Annotated in this window: 21 protein-coding genes; 16 read left to right on the forward strand and 5 right to left on the reverse strand. The window is 51.2% G+C overall.

Going from position 1 to position 19,484, the window contains the following annotated elements; all coding sequences use genetic code 11:
• Window positions 1-21: 21 nt before the first annotated feature.
• From AC0YOB_RS15320 to AC0YOB_RS15330, 3 genes are all read left to right on the forward strand, one after another.
• Window positions 22-225 carry a CLC_0170 family protein gene (locus AC0YOB_RS15320; protein WP_210039772.1) on the forward strand — a complete coding sequence of 68 codons (204 nt, stop codon included), beginning with the start codon at window positions 22-24 and terminating at the stop codon, window positions 223-225.
• A gap of 196 nt (window positions 226-421) precedes the next feature.
• Window positions 422-940, forward strand: a complete 519-nt coding sequence (locus tag AC0YOB_RS15325) for a DinB family protein (RefSeq protein ID WP_475793502.1) — start codon at window positions 422-424, stop codon at window positions 938-940.
• A gap of 12 nt (window positions 941-952) precedes the next feature.
• Window positions 953-1,918 (forward strand): aldo/keto reductase, encoded by a 966-nt coding sequence (locus AC0YOB_RS15330; protein ID WP_475793503.1) that lies wholly within the window; start codon window positions 953-955, stop codon window positions 1,916-1,918.
• 92 nt (window positions 1,919-2,010) lie between these two features.
• Here AC0YOB_RS15330 and AC0YOB_RS15335 read toward each other — a convergent pair whose 3' ends face one another.
• Window positions 2,011-2,772, reverse strand: coding sequence for an SDR family oxidoreductase (locus tag AC0YOB_RS15335; RefSeq protein ID WP_475793504.1), 762 nt, complete (start codon window positions 2,770-2,772; stop codon window positions 2,011-2,013).
• A gap of 160 nt (window positions 2,773-2,932) precedes the next feature.
• Here AC0YOB_RS15335 and AC0YOB_RS15340 point away from each other — a divergent pair, with 160 nt between their 5' ends.
• Window positions 2,933-3,523 (forward strand): TetR/AcrR family transcriptional regulator, encoded by a 591-nt coding sequence (locus AC0YOB_RS15340; protein WP_475793505.1) that lies wholly within the window; start codon window positions 2,933-2,935, stop codon window positions 3,521-3,523.
• A gap of 6 nt (window positions 3,524-3,529) precedes the next feature.
• On the opposite strand, the gene AC0YOB_RS15345 is transcribed toward AC0YOB_RS15340, so the two are convergent.
• The gene (locus AC0YOB_RS15345) at window positions 3,530-4,267 is read right to left on the reverse strand and encodes a YwaF family protein (protein WP_475793506.1); all 738 of its coding nucleotides are present in this window, start codon (window positions 4,265-4,267) and stop codon (window positions 3,530-3,532) included.
• A 170-nt stretch (window positions 4,268-4,437) separates the two neighbouring features.
• Between AC0YOB_RS15345 and ilvD the strand changes: the two genes are divergently transcribed.
• From ilvD to AC0YOB_RS15395, 10 genes are all read left to right on the forward strand, one after another.
• A complete protein-coding gene (gene ilvD / locus AC0YOB_RS15350; RefSeq protein WP_475793507.1) occupies window positions 4,438-6,132 on the forward strand; it encodes a dihydroxy-acid dehydratase in 1,695 nt (564 codons plus the stop codon).
• Between the two features lie 175 nt (window positions 6,133-6,307).
• On the forward strand, window positions 6,308-6,853 hold the full coding sequence (locus AC0YOB_RS15355) for a DUF1697 domain-containing protein (RefSeq protein WP_475793508.1): 546 nt from the start codon (window positions 6,308-6,310) through the stop codon (window positions 6,851-6,853).
• A 119-nt stretch (window positions 6,854-6,972) separates the two neighbouring features.
• Window positions 6,973-7,671 carry a response regulator transcription factor gene (locus tag AC0YOB_RS15360; protein WP_210039780.1) on the forward strand — a complete coding sequence of 233 codons (699 nt, stop codon included), beginning with the start codon at window positions 6,973-6,975 and terminating at the stop codon, window positions 7,669-7,671.
• A gap of 3 nt (window positions 7,672-7,674) precedes the next feature.
• Window positions 7,675-8,667, forward strand: coding sequence for a sensor histidine kinase (locus tag AC0YOB_RS15365; protein WP_475793509.1), 993 nt, complete (start codon window positions 7,675-7,677; stop codon window positions 8,665-8,667).
• A 78-nt stretch (window positions 8,668-8,745) separates the two neighbouring features.
• Window positions 8,746-9,516, forward strand: a complete 771-nt coding sequence (locus AC0YOB_RS15370; RefSeq protein WP_475793510.1) for an ABC transporter ATP-binding protein — start codon at window positions 8,746-8,748, stop codon at window positions 9,514-9,516.
• Entirely contained in the window at window positions 9,491-11,473 is a 1,983-nt protein-coding gene (locus AC0YOB_RS15375) for an ABC transporter permease (protein WP_475793511.1), read from the forward strand. Before AC0YOB_RS15370 ends, AC0YOB_RS15375 begins: the two co-directional genes overlap by 26 nt.
• A gap of 187 nt (window positions 11,474-11,660) precedes the next feature.
• Window positions 11,661-12,269, forward strand: a complete 609-nt coding sequence (locus AC0YOB_RS15380; RefSeq protein WP_475793512.1) for a DedA family protein — start codon at window positions 11,661-11,663, stop codon at window positions 12,267-12,269.
• A gap of 29 nt (window positions 12,270-12,298) precedes the next feature.
• On the forward strand, window positions 12,299-13,132 hold the full coding sequence (locus AC0YOB_RS15385; protein ID WP_475793513.1) for an undecaprenyl-diphosphate phosphatase: 834 nt from the start codon (window positions 12,299-12,301) through the stop codon (window positions 13,130-13,132).
• A gap of 201 nt (window positions 13,133-13,333) precedes the next feature.
• Window positions 13,334-13,897 (forward strand): hypothetical protein, encoded by a 564-nt coding sequence (locus AC0YOB_RS15390; RefSeq protein ID WP_475793514.1) that lies wholly within the window; start codon window positions 13,334-13,336, stop codon window positions 13,895-13,897.
• A gap of 39 nt (window positions 13,898-13,936) precedes the next feature.
• Window positions 13,937-14,197 carry an HPr family phosphocarrier protein gene (locus AC0YOB_RS15395; protein ID WP_210039787.1) on the forward strand — a complete coding sequence of 87 codons (261 nt, stop codon included), beginning with the start codon at window positions 13,937-13,939 and terminating at the stop codon, window positions 14,195-14,197.
• Window positions 14,198-14,314: 117 nt separating this feature from the next.
• Here AC0YOB_RS15395 and AC0YOB_RS15400 read toward each other — a convergent pair whose 3' ends face one another.
• On the reverse strand, window positions 14,315-14,800 hold the full coding sequence (locus AC0YOB_RS15400) for a C40 family peptidase (RefSeq protein ID WP_475793515.1): 486 nt from the start codon (window positions 14,798-14,800) through the stop codon (window positions 14,315-14,317).
• 341 nt (window positions 14,801-15,141) lie between these two features.
• On the opposite strand from AC0YOB_RS15400, the gene AC0YOB_RS15405 reads away from it, so the two are divergent.
• Window positions 15,142-16,290 carry an MGDG synthase family glycosyltransferase gene (locus AC0YOB_RS15405; RefSeq protein WP_475793516.1) on the forward strand — a complete coding sequence of 383 codons (1,149 nt, stop codon included), beginning with the start codon at window positions 15,142-15,144 and terminating at the stop codon, window positions 16,288-16,290.
• A gap of 62 nt (window positions 16,291-16,352) precedes the next feature.
• Here the strand turns inward: AC0YOB_RS15405 and AC0YOB_RS15410 are convergent, their stop codons facing one another.
• A complete protein-coding gene (locus AC0YOB_RS15410; RefSeq protein ID WP_475793517.1) occupies window positions 16,353-17,303 on the reverse strand; it encodes a M15 family metallopeptidase in 951 nt (316 codons plus the stop codon).
• Window positions 17,304-17,608: 305 nt separating this feature from the next.
• Here AC0YOB_RS15410 and AC0YOB_RS15415 point away from each other — a divergent pair, with 305 nt between their 5' ends.
• Window positions 17,609-18,838: a YncE family protein gene (locus AC0YOB_RS15415; RefSeq protein ID WP_475793518.1), complete on the forward strand. Its 1,230-nt coding sequence runs from the start codon at window positions 17,609-17,611 to the stop codon at window positions 18,836-18,838.
• Between the two features lie 111 nt (window positions 18,839-18,949).
• On the opposite strand, the gene AC0YOB_RS15420 is transcribed toward AC0YOB_RS15415, so the two are convergent.
• Window positions 18,950-19,441 (reverse strand): hypothetical protein, encoded by a 492-nt coding sequence (locus tag AC0YOB_RS15420; RefSeq protein ID WP_475793519.1) that lies wholly within the window; start codon window positions 19,439-19,441, stop codon window positions 18,950-18,952.
• Between the last annotated feature and the right edge of the window lie 43 nt (window positions 19,442-19,484).

Consider the following 19,484-nt stretch of genomic DNA (forward strand, 5'->3'; position numbering starts at 1 on the left):
TTTATCAAATGAGGTGATGAATTGCTTCAAAATGTGGGGTATGTCAATTTTATTATTTTGACTTTTATTGGCTCGGGTTACTTGATTCTTCGCTTCGATGGAAGAAAGCAGGCCAAGGACAAGCTGCAAAAGGAGCATAAAATCGCACATGTGCTGGGATGGGTAAATATCGGTCTGGGCAGCTTGACGCTTGTTATTAATATTGTTACGGCTATCGTGACCTGAGCGGACCATCACAGGCGGCACCGCCGATCCAGATTGTGAACAAGGGTATTCATGGAGGGAAGGGACTCGGGGATCTGCATGATCCCCGGTCCTTTTTAATGAAATTGCTTTTGAATTCCTTGCGATAGGTTTATAGTGGATACATCGAATATTGTTTTTTGCTGGGATCCCAATATGGAAGGATGCGAAAGCCCTTATGTCTTATCGGTTATCAAAGCAAGATTATGACCCCTATTATGGTACGTACATAGGCTTAGTGCCGGATGGCAGCGTCACGAAAATTCTTGAACAGCAGCTGGAGGAAACGCTGGAGCAGTTCAGGAATTTGTCTGAGGATCAGGGGAGTTTCAGATATGCGCCGGGTAAATGGAGTCTGAAAGAAGTCATCGGCCACATCTCGGACACCGAAAGAATCATGAGCTACCGGCTGCTGCGGATTGCCAGAGGAGACAAGACGCCGCTCCCCGGCTTCGAACAGGACGATTACGTGGAGGCAGCAAATTTTGATTCGCTTCTATTGTCTGAATTAATGGAGGAATACAGTCTGGTGCGGCGGTCCACTTTATGTCTGCTGAAGGGGTTGTCCGAGGATGCCCCGTCCAGAAGGGGGATTCTCAACGGGAAGGAAATCAATGTTCTCGCATTGGCTTATATCATTGCCGGTCATGAGCTCCATCACAGGAAGATCATCAACGAGAGATATGGAATCGAATAGGAGGAACCACGAATGAGCCGAATCACAATCAAGGGTACCGAGCTCTCCCTGCTTCCTGTCGCGCTGGGCACGGCGGATTATGGAACGGCTGTATCCCGGGAGCAGTCCTTCCGCCTGCTTGACCAGTTTGTTGATGGCGGAGGCAGCGTGGTGGACAGCGCCCGTGTCTATGCGGACTGGCTGCCTGACGGTCACGGGATGAGCGAGAAAACGGTCGGAGCCTGGCTGAAAGCCTCCGGCAAGCGGCAGCAAATTCAGATCTCCACCAAGGGCGCCCATCCCGATCTGTCGACCATGAACATATCCAGGCTGTCGCCACGGGATATTGTTTCCGATCTGGATGAGAGCCTGGCCGCTCTCGGCGTCGATGAGATTGATCTGTACTGGCTGCACCGGGATGATCGGAACAGACCGGCCGGCGAAATTTTGGAAACCTTGAACCAGCTTGTGCGGGAGGGCAAAATCCGTTATTTTGGCTGCTCCAACTGGCGTTCCGACCGTATAGAGGAAGCTAATGCCTATGCGAAGGATAAAGGAATTCAAGCTTTTTTTGCCAGTCAAATTCAATGGAGCCTCGCGGAAGTCAATGAGGAGGCTATTGGCGACCGCACGATGGTGGTTATGGACAGGGCGGAGCTGAATTTTCACAAGCGATCGGAAATGGCTCTTTTCGCCTTCACGTCGCAGGCCAAAGGTTTTTTTTCAAAGATGGCGGCAGGCGGCGGAGAGTCTCTGCGGGATTCCACAAAAAAAACCTACTATAACGAGATCAATTTGGGCAGACTCGCGAGAGCGCTGGAGCTGTCCGGGCAGCTGTCGGTTCCGGTATCCGCCATTGCCCTTGCTTATCTGATCAGCCAGCCATTCCCGGTTATTCCTGTCATCGGCAGCCATACCCAGACCCAGATTGAAGAGGCTCTGCAGGCGGCAGAAGTCAGGCTCACACCCGAAATGGTCAAATATCTGGAAGAAGGCTGACGAGCACCAGACTTGACGGCTGGCTTTTGTAAATGCAAAAACACCTCTTTTGCAAGAGGTGTTTTTGTTCGTTATTTAGAAGCTTTACAAGCTTAGTAAGCGGTCCAGCCAGCGTCCGCAGTCACCACGGTGCCGTTAATGTAGCTGGCATCATCGGAGGCGAGGAACAGGGCGACACGGGCAATTTGAGCGGGATCAGCCGGCTCGGCCCGGTTCAGGCCCATACCGGCCATGGCGTTTTCCATACCGTAAGGATCCGGGGTTTGCATGGTGGTGCCGATGTTGGTTGCGACAGAACCGGGAGCAATGGCGTTGCAGCGGATTCCGGCCTTGGCATATTGGAAGCCGACGTTTTTGGTCAGACCGACAACGCCGTGCTTGGAGGCTGTATAAGCGAGTCCCGCTCGTGAACCAAACAGCCCGCCGATTGAGGCCGTATTGACGATGACCCCTTTGCCTTGCTTGATCATGATGGGCAGCGCCTTGCGGATCGCTCTCATCGGGCCGGTCAGGTTAATATCGAGGACACGGTTCCACAGCTCGTCCGTCAAATTTCCGGCAGCAACCATATTGTCCATAATCCCTGCGTTGTTTACCAGAATATCGAGAGAACCGAAGCTGTCCACTGCCTGATCGATCATCCGCTGTACATCCTCTTCCTTGGACACATTGGATATGACCCCGACAGCTTTGCCGCCTGCAGCCGTAATTTCCTGCACAACGCTGTCAACCGCATCGCCGTTCACATCAGCGACAATGACGCTGGCCCCCTCCTGGGCAAACAAAAGCGCCATGGCCCGTCCCATTCCTGACCCTGCGCCAGTGATGACGGCTGATTTGGATTGAAGTTTCATCTAAATCCCATCCCTTCGAATTCAAAAGTTGTTTGTGTTAAGGGTGTTATCTATAATGATAGCAACAGCTTTCAAATGGTCAATGACACAACAAGCGATTCAGTCGTTTTTACGACAGAAGCCGGAAATCTGTCAATTAATGTTTACGGGTGGTTATTGAATGTTGAAGCACGGGAGTGTTTATCCGGATATCCGCGTTATGCGGACGCGCGCGCTGCTAATAGAAGCCCTGCTGGGCTTGATGATGGAAAAAGGCTTTCATGAGCTGAAAACAAAGGAAATTGCCGATCGTGCCGGTATCAACCGGGTCACTTTTTATGATCATTTCTCCTCCAAAGAGGAGCTGCTGTCAGAGGTAATGGACGGAACTCTGAACGAATATGCGGCAATAATCGATCAAATGTCCGCCATTTCGGCTCCATCCCCGACGGATTTGTTCCTTGCCGTCCAGCTGTCAGTCAGGCATATCAAGGATAATGCACCTTTCTATAAAGTCATGCTCCTGACGCAGGGGGTCCCGGATTTCGCAACCAGGTTCCATGAGCGCATCTACCAGGCCATGTACAACAGCTACCGGAAAGCAGCCACGGTTAATACCAAGGTAAACCCCGAGCTTTATATCAACTGGATAATTGGCGGGGCTATCGGCGTATTTACGTATTGGCTCAAAAATGATCTGCAGCCCCCGGAAGAAGAGATAATGGAGCAGATTCTGATGATTGCCGAATCGACGAGCAGGCTTCTGCTGTAGAATTGCCTATTTCTCGGAGGAATGCTTCTTCCTGCCGTGAGAAGGTATGGCAATGAAAGGCAGATATAGAAGTAGGAACAGCACCAAAGCCACGACCTCCAGCGAAAGCAGGTACCAGGGATAGGGGCCAAGGAAATCGAGGAGCGACGCGGAATCGGGCTTTCTGGAGAGAAACATGTAATTCCCCCCGGTTGCGGCATTAACGAACAGGACAACAACAAGCAGAGCATTCAGAACGATCATGGTAAGCCCTATGGATTTCAGTGTCGGCCGGAAACGCTCAACCCATACCATATAGAGAACGGCCAGAATAATGGCAATATGGGCGGTGAAAAATTCAATGAAGCGAAAATGGGGGTAGCCGTAATCAAGCGCCGGCGTAAGCAAGGCCTGAATGGCTCCGCCGATTCCCGTAAAATATGCGATTTGAAAAAGCATGCGGCTCCGGGTCAGCAGCATCAGGATGCACAGATACAAGGTGATGCTGCACAGCTCAAGCGGCAGAGAGCTTTTCACCTGATAAACGGCTTCCGCGGTATACCAGATATTCAGCGATGCTTCGCAGATCACTAATACAGCCGCCAGGAAATACCGGCCGTTCCGGCTCCGGCTGCCCTTCTGAAGCCAGCGGCGGAACAGGTACAGCAGGATAACGGCCAGGCCGAAAATAAGAAGAGCGAACAGATGCGGCGGAGAGTAGGCCGTGAAGGCTGCCGCCTGTTTGACATCAAGAAATCGATCCATTGGCTTATCCTCCCGGTTTGAAAAATGTGCCATTACTTTATATTATCTTATGGAAGCGGAGAATAGCATCGGGAAACGGTATACTTTTTTCGGCGAAGGGCAGAATGTTAGCGGCAGTATTAATGAAGGAATAACGGATATACAGGCAATGGAGAAGGAGTGGTGGAAAAATGGCGGATAATCAGGATCTGAGGATTCGCAGCATCGTGATCAGCGAAGGCGTCAACCGGGTTCCAAACCGTGCGATGCTCCGTGCTGTGGGATTTAATGATGACGATTTCAAAAAGCCGATGATCGGCGTTGCCAGCACCTGGAGTGAAGTGACGCCCTGCAATATGCATATCGACCATTTGGCCAGGGAAGCCAAGAAGGGCGTACAGGCCCACGGCGGCGCTCCGTTGATCTTTAATACGATCACCGTATCAGACGGAATATCGATGGGGCATGAGGGGATGCTGTTCTCGCTGCCCAGCCGGGAAGTGATTGCCGATTCCATTGAAATTGTGACCCAGGCGGAGCGTTTTGACGCGCTGGTTGCCATCGGAGGCTGCGACAAGAATACCCCGGCGTGCCTCATGGCGATCGGGCGCATGAATTTGCCTGCCGTCTATGTATACGGGGGGACGATTCAGCCCGGCAAGCTTGACGGCAAAGACGTCGATATCGTTACGGCTTTTGAAGCGGTAGGACAGCATCAGAACGGTCAAATCAACGATGAGCAGCTGCATCAGGTGGAATGCCGGGTATGCCCGGGTCCTGGCGCTTGCGGGGGCATGTATACCGCCAATACAATGGCATCCGCTGTCGAAGCCATGGGTATGAGCCTGCCCGGGTCGTCTTCCACGCCCGCGATTTCGCCCGATAAAGCTCTGGAATGCGCGGAAGCGGGCAAAGCGGTGCTCAAGCTGCTGGAGAAGAATATCCGTCCGCGCGATATCATGACCAAAAAAGCTTTTGAGAATGCGATCACGGTCGTGATGGCGCTTGGCGGCTCGACGAATGCCTTCCTGCATTTGATTGCAATGGCACATTCCGTCGGGGTCGATTTGAAGCTTGACGACTTTGAGCGCATCCGCTTGAAGGTGCCGCATCTGGCGGATTTGAAGCCAAGCGGCAAATATGTCATGCAGGATCTCAATGACGTGGGCGGTGTCGCCGGCGTCATGAAGCTGCTGCTGGCTGAAGGACTGCTCCATGGCGATTGTTTGACTGTCACGGGAAGAACCCTGGCTGAGAATTTGGCGGATGCCCGGCCATTGGCTGACGGACAAGCCGTCATCCGGCCTTTCGATAATCCGCTTAAGCCGAGCGGTCCGCTCGTCGTACTCCGGGGCAATCTGGCTCCCGAGGGTGCCGTAGCCAAGATGTCGGGACTGAAGAATCTCCGCTTCTCCGGACCTGCGCGCGTGTTTGACAGCGAAGAAGAGACGACGCAGGCCATTATGAATGATGAAATACTGAAGGGGGACGTCGTGGTCATCCGTTATGTCGGTCCCAAGGGAGGCCCCGGCATGCCGGAGATGCTCTCTGTAACAGCCATGATCGTTGGGAAAGGACTGGGAGGGGAAGTAGCCCTGATGACAGACGGCAGGTTCTCCGGTGGCTCGCACGGTTTCGTAGTCGGGCATGTCTCTCCCGAGGCCCAGGTTGGCGGCCCCATCGGTTTATTGCGGGATGGGGATATGATTACAATCGACAGCGAAACCCGGGAGATTTCGTTTGCGGTTTCCAACGAGGAATTGGAACGACGCGCACTGACCTGGACCAGGCCCATACCCAGATTCACCACAGGCGTTCTGGCCAAGTACGCACGCCTTGTTTCCTCCGCTTCGACGGGGGCTGTGACCGATTTGAATCTGGATTAACCCAATAAGAAAAGCAAATTCTTGCCCTCAAGAGCCTTTGGTCCAGTCGACCAGAGGCTCTTGTTATGCCGGGGCTGTTTTTAAGGGGTGAAGAAAGGCCATACGGATGCAGGCTTGTTTCCATGAACGGGAACGTGTTACGATTTTGCATATGAAAAGCTTGCAGGGAAGGGGAATGCGCGTGACCACTTATATTGCTTTGCTGCGCGGCATTAATGTCGGGAAGAAACAGATTAAGATGGATGTACTGAAAAGCATTATGGAATCCATGCCTGTCCAGAAGGTGCAAACCTATATCCAAAGCGGAAATGTGGTCTTCCAGGCTCAAAAGAAGCAGACGAAGCTGCTATCCGAAGAGATCGGGAACAAGCTTGCGGACTCGCTCTCATTCGATGTGCCGGTGATCGTGCGTACCATGGAAGAGCTGGACGAGGTCATCGGCCGCAATCCATTTGCCTCCTACGGCAATGACGACGAGGGGAAGCTGTATATTGCGTTTCTTGCTAATGAACCGGCTGCAGAGTCCACTCAGAATTTGCTTTCCTTCCAGAACGGGACCGACGAGCTCCGCGTCCAGGGAAAGGAAGTTTACCTCTGGTGCCGCACCAACTACGGAACTACCCAATTCTCCAATGCCTTTCTCGAGAAGAAGCTCAAGGTGACCGCAACGACCCGCAACTGGCAAACCGTAAACAAGCTGGCGGCAATGTGCAGAGCTTGATTGGATACCCGTGAATAGTTGGCCTCCGCGTGCGCAGGCATGCCTGGATGTCAATAAAGACGGGAAGATGACATAAGGATTTTACCCAAAAGGATCGCCCCAGAGAATGGAGAATGCCGATGTTCAAGTTATTTATTGTTGAGGATGACAAGGGACTGGTGGGCTTGCTGCAGGAGCATTTGCATAATTTCGGTTACGAGACCAGGGCCGTTATGAATTTTGAAGCGGTTCTGGCTGAATTCGAACAGTTCGAGCCGCATCTTGTGCTGATGGATGTGAATTTGCCCAAATTCGACGGTTACTATTGGTGCAGGCAGATCCGCAGCAGCTCGACATGTCCCATTCTGTTCATCTCCGCCCGCGAGAGCAAGATGGATCAGGTGATGGCCCTGGAGAACGGCGCGGACGACTATATTACCAAGCCCTTCGATTATGAACTCGCAACCGCCAAGATCCGTAGTCTGCTTCGCCGGGCTTACGGCTCCTATGCCATTGCTGCTAACGAGCGGACCATTTCCGTTGCCGGACTTACGCTGGATGTGGAGCGGCTGCTGCTTTCCCTGCATGATGTGAAAATCGAGCTCAGCCATACGGAAGCGAAGATCATGGATGAGCTGATGAAGAAAGCGGAGAAAGTAGTGAGCCGGGACCGGCTGCTGGACAAAATATGGGATGAGCAAACTTTTGTGGACGATAATACGTTGAATGTATATGTGAACCGTGTCCGCAAGAAGCTAACGGCTCTGAATATTCACGATTCGCTTCAGACGATTCGCGGCCAGGGGTATCGGCTTTACCCGAACTGGGGGAGTGAGTAAGGCATGAAGCTATTCTTCCGCGAGCAGCTGCCCTTTATCTATTTGTATTTCTCGCAGCTGCTTGTTATCGGTTTTATCTATTGGCTGGACGGTTACCGTCATACGGCCGTCAGCTTATATGCCGCCCTGCTGGGCACCTGCATGCTGATTGGCTACCTGGCTTTCCGGTATATCACAAACCGCAGTTTCTATGAGCGGCTCGAGCAGCCGCTCGCCTCGAATGAAGATTTGTTCAAAGCCCGCCATCAAACCCCTCTGACTGAAAGCCTGCAGGCTCTGCTCAAGAGCCAATTCCGGCACTACCAAACGGATCTGCTGCAGTATAAGCAGCGGATTGAGGATCATATTCAATTCATCAACCAATGGGTTCACCAAATGAAAACGCCGGTGTCGGTCATTCACTTGATGATCCAAAACGAGGATGAGCCCCGTTTTACAGCCATCGGCGACGAGATGGACAAGCTCAAAAAAGGTCTTGAGATGGTCCTGTACACTGCCCGTCTGGACATGTTCGAGCATGATTTTTACGTGGAGCAGCTTGATCTGGAAGCCGTCGTGCGTGCGGCGGCCAGCAGCCAGAAACGCTTGTTTATCCGCCGGCGTATTTTTCCGGTCATTCATATCGAGGGGAAGCTTGCAGTCGCCTCGGATGACAAGTGGCTGTCCTTTGTCATCAATCAGCTCATTACGAATGCTGTCCGTTATACGGCACAGGACAACCGTCATCTTTATTTTCGGGGATTTTCCGGCACGGAAGGAACAGTTCTGGAAATACGCGATGAAGGGGTAGGCATAGCCGAAAGCGATCTGCCGCGTGTCTTCGATCCCTATTTCACCGGGGAGAACGGGAGGCAGTTCCAGGAGTCGACGGGAATGGGACTCTATCTGGTGAAGCAAATCTGTGAAAAGCTGGGCCATGATGTGAAGCTTGAATCCACTGCCGGGCTGGGAACGACCGTCCGGATTCTTTTCAAGTCTTACAAAGCTGTAAGCTAATGTAATCTTGAACGATAGCAGAGACTTCTCCTGCCTTTATATAATAAGGACATTCCACTGCACAAGGAGTTATGCCCATTGTCTATTTTGAAGGTTCGTAATCTGTCGAAGCTGTATGAGGGCAAGGTGGCGTACAGGGCATTGGATAATATCCACTTCGACGTTCAGGCAGGCGAATTCGTTGGGATCATGGGCCCGTCGGGCAGCGGAAAAACGACCTTGCTGAATCTTCTGGCGACCATCGACGAGCCGACATCAGGAGAAATCATCATCAACGGCAAGGATCCGCAGCAGCTGAACAAGCAGGAGACCGCCCTTTTTCGCCGCCATGAATTGGGTTTTGTCTTTCAGTATTACAATCTGCTCGATTCGCTGACAGTGGAAGAAAATATTCTGCTGACACTGACCCTCGATGGCGTGGCTGTGCCGGAGATGGACCGCAGGCTCCAAGAAGTGGCAGCGAAGCTTGGGATTCAGGCCATATTGAAGAAACGGACCTATGAAATCTCAGGCGGACAGATGCAGCGGACTGCGATAGCAAGGGCGATCATCCATGCCCCTTCGCTTATTCTGGCGGACGAACCGACGGGCAATCTGGATTCCAAGGCTTCCAGGGATGTGATGGAGACCTTCTCGGCTGTTAACGAGCAGGATGGAGCCACAATTCTGATGGTCACTCATGATGTGCTGGCCGCCAGCTTTTGCCGCCGGGTCATCTTCATCAAGGACGGCAGGTTCTACAACGAGATTTACCGCGGGAACAATCGTCAGGCTTTTTTTCAAAAAATCATCGATATGCTGTCGCTGTTAGGGGGGGACAGCCATGACCTTTCGTCAGTTCGCTTATAGGAATGTAATGCGGAACAAGCGGACCTACGCGGCTTATTTTCTGAGCAGCTCCTTCTCGGTGATGATCTTTTGCATCTGCGCGCTGTTCATCTTTAATCCGGGCATTCAGGAGGGCATGATCTTCAATGCCGCGATACAGGCGCTTGTGGCAGCGGAAGGCATTATGTATGTGTTCTCATTTTTCTTTGTTCTGTATTCTGTCAGTTCTTTTCTGAAAATGCGCAAGCGTGAGTTCGGCATATTGATGATGCACGGCATGACCAAAGGACAGCTCAACCGGATGATTTTCTTTGAGAATATGCTGATTGGCCTGGGAGCGATTGCCGCGGGGATTGCAGCGGGGCTGCTGACGGGGAAACTGTTCCTGATGATCGGCTCGAAATTCGTAGGCTTGTCGTCGCTGCCGTTCTATCTGTCGGGTAAGGCTCTTGCGCTCACGGCGCTGTCCTTCATCGTCTTGTTTCTGTTGATTTCCTTATGTACCGCGGTCCTGATCCGCACCAACAAATTAATTGAATTGTTTCAATCCGGCCAGAAGCCCAAAGCGCAGCCGAAGAGCTCTGTTCTGCTGTCTCTGCTTGCCGTCGTCCTGCTTACCGCAAGCTATTATTTATCGGCGTCCGCGAGCGTGTCCACGGTGATCCTGCGGATGATTCCGGTTATCGTGATGACGATAACCGGCACCTATTTCTTCTACACGCAGCTAAGTGTATACACGATCAAGCTGCTGCAGAAGAAGCGTTCCTTTTTCCTGCGGAAAACGAACATTATAACGGTTTCCAGCCTGGCTTACCGGGTGAAGGACAATGCCCGGATGTTCTTTATGGTTACCATCATCTCGACTGTTTCGTTCTGCAGCGTCGGCGCATTCACCTCCCTGCAAACCCTGACCAGTCAATTCGCCGATGATTATCCGGCCGCCATCGGCTACGTGGCCAAGGATGGAAGCGGGCTTGAGGAAGGGCATCTGCAGCAGATCAGGGATGAATTAGCCGACAAAGCTATTCCCTATGAAAGCTACCGCATGCCGGTCAAATATGTCGCGGTTCAGACCCATTCGGCAGCGGATTCCTCTCAAGAAAGAGAGCTGCATCTGATCTCATTCTCGGATTACAGAGAAGTGACCCTTCTGGCGGGCGTGCCCACGGCGGAACAGGCTTTAAGCGGCAATGAAGCCTTGGTTCTGATGAGCTCGCTGCGGGATAAAGCCTATATCCAAGTTCGGGAGCCCTTGACATATACCCTTAAGGACAGCGGTATAAGCCTTCGCGAGACCGGCTACACCAAGCGGGTTGCCATACCGGATTATCTGATGACGGATCTCGACGATGATCGGGATTTGGCCGAGCTGGAGGAGGATATCGATACAGAATTCAGCGGAATGGTCGTAAGCGATCAGCTTTTCAACCGAATCACCGCCCCGGTCCAAACCGATTACTATACCGGCTTCTATGTCAAGGATATTGAACAAACGATCGGGATGCTGGAAGGTCTTGCGGACTTCGGGGTGATGCGCTATGACATGGGCCAGCCTTATGCAATTACAGTAAGCGGAACGCTGCAGGCCGCGCAAAACAGCCTGTACAGCATTATGCTGTTCGTTGCCCTTCTCGTCGGCACTGTGTTTTTTATTGCCGCCGGCAGCTTCCTGTACTTTCGTCTTTATGCGGATCTGGATTATGACCGCCGCCAATTTCTCACCATGGTCAAGATTGGACTCACGGAAAAAGAGCTGTCGAGGATGGTTACAAGGCAGCTTGCCCTGCTGTTCTTCGTTCCGATTATGTTTGCGGTTGTGCACAGCATATTCGCGTTTATTGCTCTGCAGAAGTTTTTCTTCCTGTCGATCGCAAATCAAATGGGGATCGTGCTGATCAGCTTTTTCATGGCACAGATAGTATATTTCTTCTTCATCCGCAACCGCTATTTGCGGAACCTGAAGAAGACGCTTGTTTAAAGGCAGGTGAATAACTGGCGGAGCAGGCGGAAAATAGTCTGGAGAAGCGTAAGCGTTCGCCTTTGTACCCCGAATTTAACCGATACAGGTATCCACAATAAAAAAATTTCAGGGTACAACAGCGATCGGAAGACGTTTCCACCTGCGCAGCCTGGCTTTCACCTGACTAGTGAGGAGGCTAAAGAAGGTGCAGAACTGGATAACTGATTTTATGGAGCAGTTTGGTTATTGGGGAATCATGCTGATGATCGCCCTGGAGAATGTCTTTCCTCCCATTCCTTCGGAGGTCATTCTTACCTTTGGCGGGTTTATGACGACCAACACGAGTCTGACAGTACCCGGCGTCATCGCTTTTGCTACGGCGGGCTCTGTGCTGGGAGCCGTTGTCCTGTATGGCATCGGGTTGCTGCTTCACGTGGAAAGACTGGAGAAAATCGTCGAACGCTGGGGTCATGTTCTGAGGCTCAAGAAGGCAGATATCCATAAAGCGAATACCTGGTTCGAAAAATATGGATATTGGACCGTGTTATTTTGCAGGATGATTCCGCTAATACGAAGTCTGATTTCCATTCCGGCGGGCATGTCGCGGATGAAATTTTGGCTGTTCCTTCTTTTCACTACCCTGGGGACGTTGATCTGGAACATTATTCTGGTGATGATTGGAGCAGCGCTGGGAGAGAATTGGGCGGATATTCTCCATTTCATGGACTTGTATTCCCATGCTGCGTATGCGGCCATCGGTGCCGGAATGATCGTATTAGTATTCTTATTTATCCGCAGACAGAGAAAAGCTTAAGCTTAAGCGGGACGGGAGAGATGCCAGGAATGAATTTTATTGAATTGTTGAAGGCACTGCTGCTGGGCCTGGTGGAAGGCGTAACGGAATTCGCTCCCGTCTCATCGACAGGACATATGATTATCGTGGATGATATGTGGCTGCAGTCCGAGCAATTTCTGACCAAATATGTGGCGAATACGTTCAAGATTGTTATTCAGTTGGGCTCCATATTAGCCGTCGTTATTATTTTCTGGAAAAGGTTCATGGACCTGCTTGGGCTGCGGCGTCGCAGCGAGGGTCAAGCTGCCGCCCCGCGACAGCGTCTGAGACTGTCGCAGGTCATTGTTGGCTTGCTTCCAGCCGGCGTGCTTGGAGTATTGACGGAGAGTTATATTGACGATCATCTGTTCTCCACGGGAACAGTGCTGATCGGACTTGTGCTTGGTGCGGTTCTGATGATTGCAGCCGACCGGTTCGCTCCGGCTGTTCCGAGTATTCAAACTGTCGACCAGATTTCCTACAGACAAGCCATCATGATCGGTCTTTTTCAATGCCTGTCACTTTGGCCGGGATTCTCCAGATCGGGCTCCACGATCTCCGGCGGTGTGCTCCTCGGGATGAGCCACAGGGCGGCAGCCGATTTCACCTTCATTATGGCAGTGCCGATTATGCTGGGGGCGAGCATGCTCTCGCTGGTCAAGAATTGGGAGTATTTCACCATGGATTCCCTGCCGTTCTTTATTGTCGGCTTCGTGAGCGCCTTCGTCTTCGCCCTCATTTCCATCCGCTTCTTCCTGAAGCTGATCAACCGCGTCAAGCTTGTTCCATTTGCAATATACCGGATCGTGCTTGCCGTCATTGTGTATGTTATTTATTTTTAAATCCAGCTCAAGCCGGATCATCGAGGCGCTAAGGCGCCGGTGGTTCGGCTTTTCTTTCGCAACCTTAAGCGGAGCAATATCGTCTAGAATAGAGAAACACCCTCTCTCGGTGCATCGTCTCATTCAACATGATATAATCGTGTCAGAAACGGATTTTGGAATAAGCAGGACGATCGGCAGACCTGGAGTTGAGAGGAAATCGTGAAAAAGTTGTTGATTTCGTTGGTTATTTTCGTCATTATCATAGCTCTGGCGGTCACCGGCGCCATATGGTATGTCTCCCCAAGCCAGAAGCTTGATTTGGCTTATGAGGAAGTGCCTCTCATGGACAGGGCTATGAGCATGGTCAGACGGTTATCTACGGAATTAATGCTGTCAGAGACGGATATTAACAATTTTGGAAAACAGGCGCTTGCTCAAGCACCCCGGTACGGCAGCGGAATTGTGGTAACGGGTGCAAAATTTCAACTGGCCGGGGACAGGCTGATCGCCGATCTGAACATTCGTGTCAAGGACCGGATCCCCGCGGCACTGAAGCTGACCTACCGGCTGGAGTGGCGGAATCCGGACCTGACAGCTGTCATCGAAGAGGCCCGGATGAGAGATATCACGCTGCCCATCCGTTACTTCGGGAATGTCGTGATTCCAATCGGGGAAGAACTGCCAGAAGTTCTGGTTGTCCGAAACATCAGGATTCATAATGGAAGCCTTGTCGTAGAGTTCCAGAAGCCCAAGCTGGAGGATTTAAGCGGGCTGCTGCCATAGCAGCGCGTCAAGTCGAAACGATATGAAGAGGTTGATACTATGAAGGTTTATGAATTTATTATCCATTCCGAGATTCAACGCGAGGATTTGATTGCGGTTTTTCAGAAGGCTGCACAGTTCACCTCCGACATCCATATTTATTTTGACCATCATTATATCGAGCATGCGGTGGATGCCAAAAGCCTTGTTGGCGTCATGCTGGTGCCAGTTGATTCGGGTACGAAGATCCGGATTGAAACAAAAGGAAATGACGAGGAAGAAGCGATGGCCTTCATTGTCGGTTTACTGGAAGAGCGATAATGCCTCCATTCGCATGCGCAGCCAGATTCTTCACTGGACTTCTCTTTTCGGATACGGAAACAAAAAAAAGGGGACGATCCGACAGGATATCGGATAATCCCCTTTGCGGTACGTGGATTACAGTACGCGGCGCGCAGTTTCGTAGTGATCTTTCCACCAGCCGGAGTTGATGCTGGAGATGGTAACTCCCGGGGCTCCATATGTATGGATGATTTTACCGTCCCCGATGTAAATGCCTACATGGTGGATGGGGGAATAGAAGAATACCAGATCGCCGACTTTAAGGTTGCTTTTCGAAACATATTTACCGGCTTTGGACTGGGCTTTGGATGTGCGCGGAAGAGTCACGCCGACAGTCGACAATACGCGTTTGGTGAAAGATGAGCAGTCAAAGCGTTTCGTTGTGCTTGTCGAAGCTCCAAACTGATATTTTACGCCCAGATACTTTTTGGCGTTTGCGATGATTTTGGATGAAGTTGAGCTTGTGGTAGCGGATGCCGCTGCAACCGGTTTTGGCGGTGCTGCCAATGTGCTGCTTGCCAGGACGGCCAAGCTCAATGTGATGCCGACGATGCTTTTCCGAAACAGGTTTTTCTTATTCAATTTGTTCTGCCTCCCAAGGATGTAATGGATGAATCAAGAATGTAAAGGATTGCATAAACCACTATAACACGTTAATTTTTTCCACTATTTACATAGTGTTATAGATTTTGAGCGATTCTGCGGCTTTTAGGAGTTTATGAGATTTTGATTAGAAAATCTTCATGGTTTGGGTGTGGACAAGGCAGGAAACTATTATTACAATAATAGATTTATTATGACTGCATGGGATGAAAGCACCAGGAAATATAATGTTTTGGTTAAATGCGAATGAATGGGAAAATGGAATAATAGAATACATAGAATAAGGGTTATCTGTTTATGAAAGGGGAAAGTTCATCGACATGCATAAAGACAAAATTCTGATTTTGACCGGCAATTACGGAGATGGCCATCAACAGGCGGCAGCCGCTGTCAGCCATTCTTTAAAGCTCAGCTATCCGCAGGCCGAAACCGTCATTGTCGATGTGATGGATTTGACGCACCCCTATTTTCATTCCATTGGCCGTTATCTTTTTCTGCAAAGCTTGAAGAAAGTTCCTTCTATGTACGGATATTTGTATCGCAAAACGAGGCATGTGAATTCTTTGTCGGATTTTCTCAAAAAACTCAACCGGTTCGGCGAGGAGAAGCTGTTGGATTTGATTGAGAGCATGCGTCCATCCGTCGTGGTCTCCACATTCCCCGGTGCTGCCGGTCTAATGTCGCTGCTCAAGTCTCACGGTCTGACGGATGTTCCGACCGTAACGGTGATGACCGACTATACCGTTCACAGTTATTGGGTTTATCCGTTTACGGATCTTTATATTGTGGGCTCCGATGAGGTCAAGCAGGGACTGATCCGCCATCATATACCGGGTGAAAGCATATCTGTAACAGGAATACCCCTTCGGCTGGAATTCAGCCAAAGGGGTAATTTGGAACTGCTGAGGAGAAAGCATCATCTGGATGACGGCCGGCCAACGCTGCTGTTTATGGGAGGCGGAGATGGTTTTTTCGGCGAGGGTCCCCATCAGATCGAAGCGCTGGAATCGCTTGGAGATCCCATTCAGGTCATTATTATTTGCGGGCATAACCATAAACTGAAGCAGCAATTAACCGAGAAATTCAAATCATCCAGTCACAAGGTGCTTATTCTGGGTTATATCGACTATGTACATGAACTGATGGCGGTTGCCGATTTATTGGTGACCAAGGCAGGCGGGCTGACAATTTCGGAAGCCTTGAACATGGAGCTGCCGATGATTGTCTTCAAGCCGCTTCCCGGCCAGGAGGAAGACAACGTCAATTATTTGCTCCGGTCGGGTACGGCGCTGCTGGCAAACAGTACCAGGGATTTAGGCAGCAAAATCAGGGAATGCTTCAGTCAGCCCTCCATTTTGGGGCGGATGAGGGAGCAGGCAAGACAAATTGCCAAGCGGCAGGCGGCAACGGATGCTGCCGATATGATTTGGAAATTGCGCTATCAAAGCGTCCAGGTCCAGCATGGGTAACGACTGTTAATCCATACGGGACTTGGACTTGGAATATCAGAAAATAATACGGCGGCCATTGATTATTGCCCGGTAACGAGCACCGCCCCGTCTCCATATTTGTCCATATACTGCTCCAGCGTCAAATCCTCGGATGCAACCACTTTGGCTATTTCTTTACCCACGTAACGGATATGCCAAGGCTCATATTTATAGCCGGTAATGTCATCCTTTCCTTCGGGGTAGCGAATGATAAATCCATATTCATCTGCGTGCTCGGCTAGCCATTTGGCTTCGGGCGTACCGGCAAAGCAGTCTGATGCGGCACATTTGCCATCCTTGCCGGTCACGTCGATGGCAAGACCGGTCTGATGCTCGCTTGTCCCCGGCACCGCACTGTAGGTGCGGGCTTTTTCCAATCCATCCTCGCGGACATAATTATCAAACAACGTCTTTTGTCTGGAATAGGAACGGTAGGCGGATACGCCGGCCAGCGGAACGCCGTCTTCCTTGGCTCCCGCAAACAGTTGAACCAGCGCGTCGGCAGCGACCTGGCGGATTTTGCGTTTTTCGATTTTCTCCGAGAATGTGAACGGAACATCCGGATAGACCAGATCGGCCGGTTCATAGTCCTCGGGCAGCGCAAAGTGTTTGTTTATGAGTGCGGTGACGCTATCGGGCTGTGCAACGACAACGATGGAGTCATCATCGTTAGTTGAATCAGACACAGGCGGCTTGGCCGGAGTCTGGTTCGCGTCAGCAGGCTGCTGATCATCTGCTGGCGGCTCTTCCTGACCTGTATTGGAGGGCTCGTCCGTGCCCGATTGCACGGGTTCGCCGGAGGTGCTGCTGTCAGATGAGCCGGCAGCAGCATTCTCATTCTGGCCAGGGCTCTCATTTGCCGATTGGCCGGTTTTGACTGAATCCGAGCCTGCTTTAATCTCCTGAATCGTGACAACTGCGATAACCGCACAAATCAGCACAATCAGGACAGCTATACGGCCGCCGGATTTTTTTCTCGTTCTTTTTCTCATCTGTCGATACCTCCCGAATGATCTGTACCCATTATATAAGCCAGATGTTTCGAGACTGGCGAGTAATGTTTCAAGCTTGTAAACATTTGAGCACAAGGATATGAGCAGATAACGGGCTTATATAACCGCCATCCAATAGAATAGACGCATATTTAATAGAGAAGGTTTCGACCTGATAGAAAAATCGGGAAAATCATTTTGTGCAAACAGCGGGCACTTCATGAATGGTCCGCAGCTGTAAAGGAGCATATAATAATACAAGTAGAAAAATGGTTTATCTATCCTATAAGGCGGAGGCGGTTGTCATGAATCTGACAGGAATGCCGGAGCTATCCTCTATCAGGCCGATTCCGGTACAAGATCGCTGGTGCGTGCATGCCTACTACACGATTAGTCCGTATGCGCCGGACGGCTCGGGATTGTTATTGCTGGCCGGAGGAGATTTGGACAGTGGGCTTGGAGAGGTGCTTGTCGTATCTTCGGACGGAGAGGTAGTCGACAGATTCGGACAGACTGCGCTGCATGCCGGCTTTTTCCATACGGGTCTATGGCAATCCTGGAGCCCGGACGGGCGATATGTATATTATCAGAGCGGCACATTAAACCGGCCCCTTATTGTCAGGCGCGAGTTGAAAACGGGAGAAGAGCGAATTCTGGAGGGCGATATGGAAGGAGTTCCGCCGCGCGGCGAGCCGATTATTTCAGGCTTGATGGGGATGCTGTATGCGGCGGGGTACGGAACTGGCGTTTATGAGCCTGGTCTTAGTCCGGTTCCTTTTCAGCGGCGGGGTGAGCACGGACTTTTCCGGTTCTCGTTCGATCCGGACCGAGCATCGCTGGTCATGAGCACGGCCGATATACTCAAGAAGCATCCCCGGCTGGATCGTCTGATGCATTCAGAGCTTGAGCTCAGACAGAAGCTGGGGGATGTAGAAGGATTGACGCTGATGTGCTACTGCGTCCGATGGAATGCGGACAGCAGCCGTTTTTTATTTTATTTTGGCAATCATTGCGTGGACGCGGGACGGGAAGAGCCGCGGCTGGCGTATGTATTTACTTCGGATCATGACATGAAGGACGTTCATCTGGCTCTCGATTTAAGCTATGGCAGATCGGGCGTTCACTGGTCCTGGCATCCTGACGGGGAGCATCTGATCGGGTACGGGCAGGACCCGGATGACAGGGCGAAGCTGTGCGTGGCTCAGGTCCGATATGATGGGAGCGGTTACAGGAAAATAAGCAAACATGACAGCGGAGGGCATCCGAGCATATCGCCAACGGATTATAATCTGCTTGTTACCGATACAGGAGGAATTCCGGGGGAAGTGGTGTTCATAGATTTGCAGACCGACACGGTTGTGAAAAGTCTATTCCTTCCCCGTACCCTGGGAGAGTCCGAAATCAGCGGCAGAAATCCTCACCGGGTATGCCATCATCCCGTTTTCTCCCGGGACGGCAGCAAGGTTCTGGTCAACACGCTGCCCGGCCGATTGGCGGTTGTCGGCGAAATCGACGTGGCCCGCTTGCTTGGATAAGTCCAGAGCATCCAGGCAGAACGGTTTATACCTGTACCACACTCATAGGGGCTGCCGCAAGGCAGCCCTTGCGTTTGCAATAAATAATTTGTTTCTACAGCCTATCGAAACTTATCGAGCTGAAAGGTCATAAGGCTCCGCCAATACCCAGAATACATAATTTTTGGTCTTGCTGGTCTTGTAAGGATAATCCCATTCCGTTACACCGCGCACAATCGTTTGCCCCGGGGACAAATAGCTGATGTAGCGGCGATATTGGCCAATGCGCTCTGAATCGCCTCTGGGCCGGTATGCCCCCTCGAGAAACTCATAGTCATATCCTGCCGGCACATACAGCCAGCTTTCCACACGTTGATAGCGGTCCGTCGTATTTGTATAGCTGTACCAGTCAAAATCCCATCCCGCAGGATCATCGCTGTTGCCGATATAGCCCATATTGAATTGATTCGATAAAGTGGAACGGACGGCGCCAAGCTCAAATTCATTGCCATAGTCCACCGTTTCCAGAAAGGATTTCGGAATGACGGGGGCAGCGGCCGCGGTTTGTGCCGTCATAAGAACGGCTCCTGTCAAGACAGCAAGAAGAACGCTTTTGAGCTTCAAAATAATTCCTCCTTCATACTCATGATCAGCTGGCCAGCCTCTT

It is taken from the genome of Paenibacillus sp. JT31N17, from assembly GCF_056269255.1.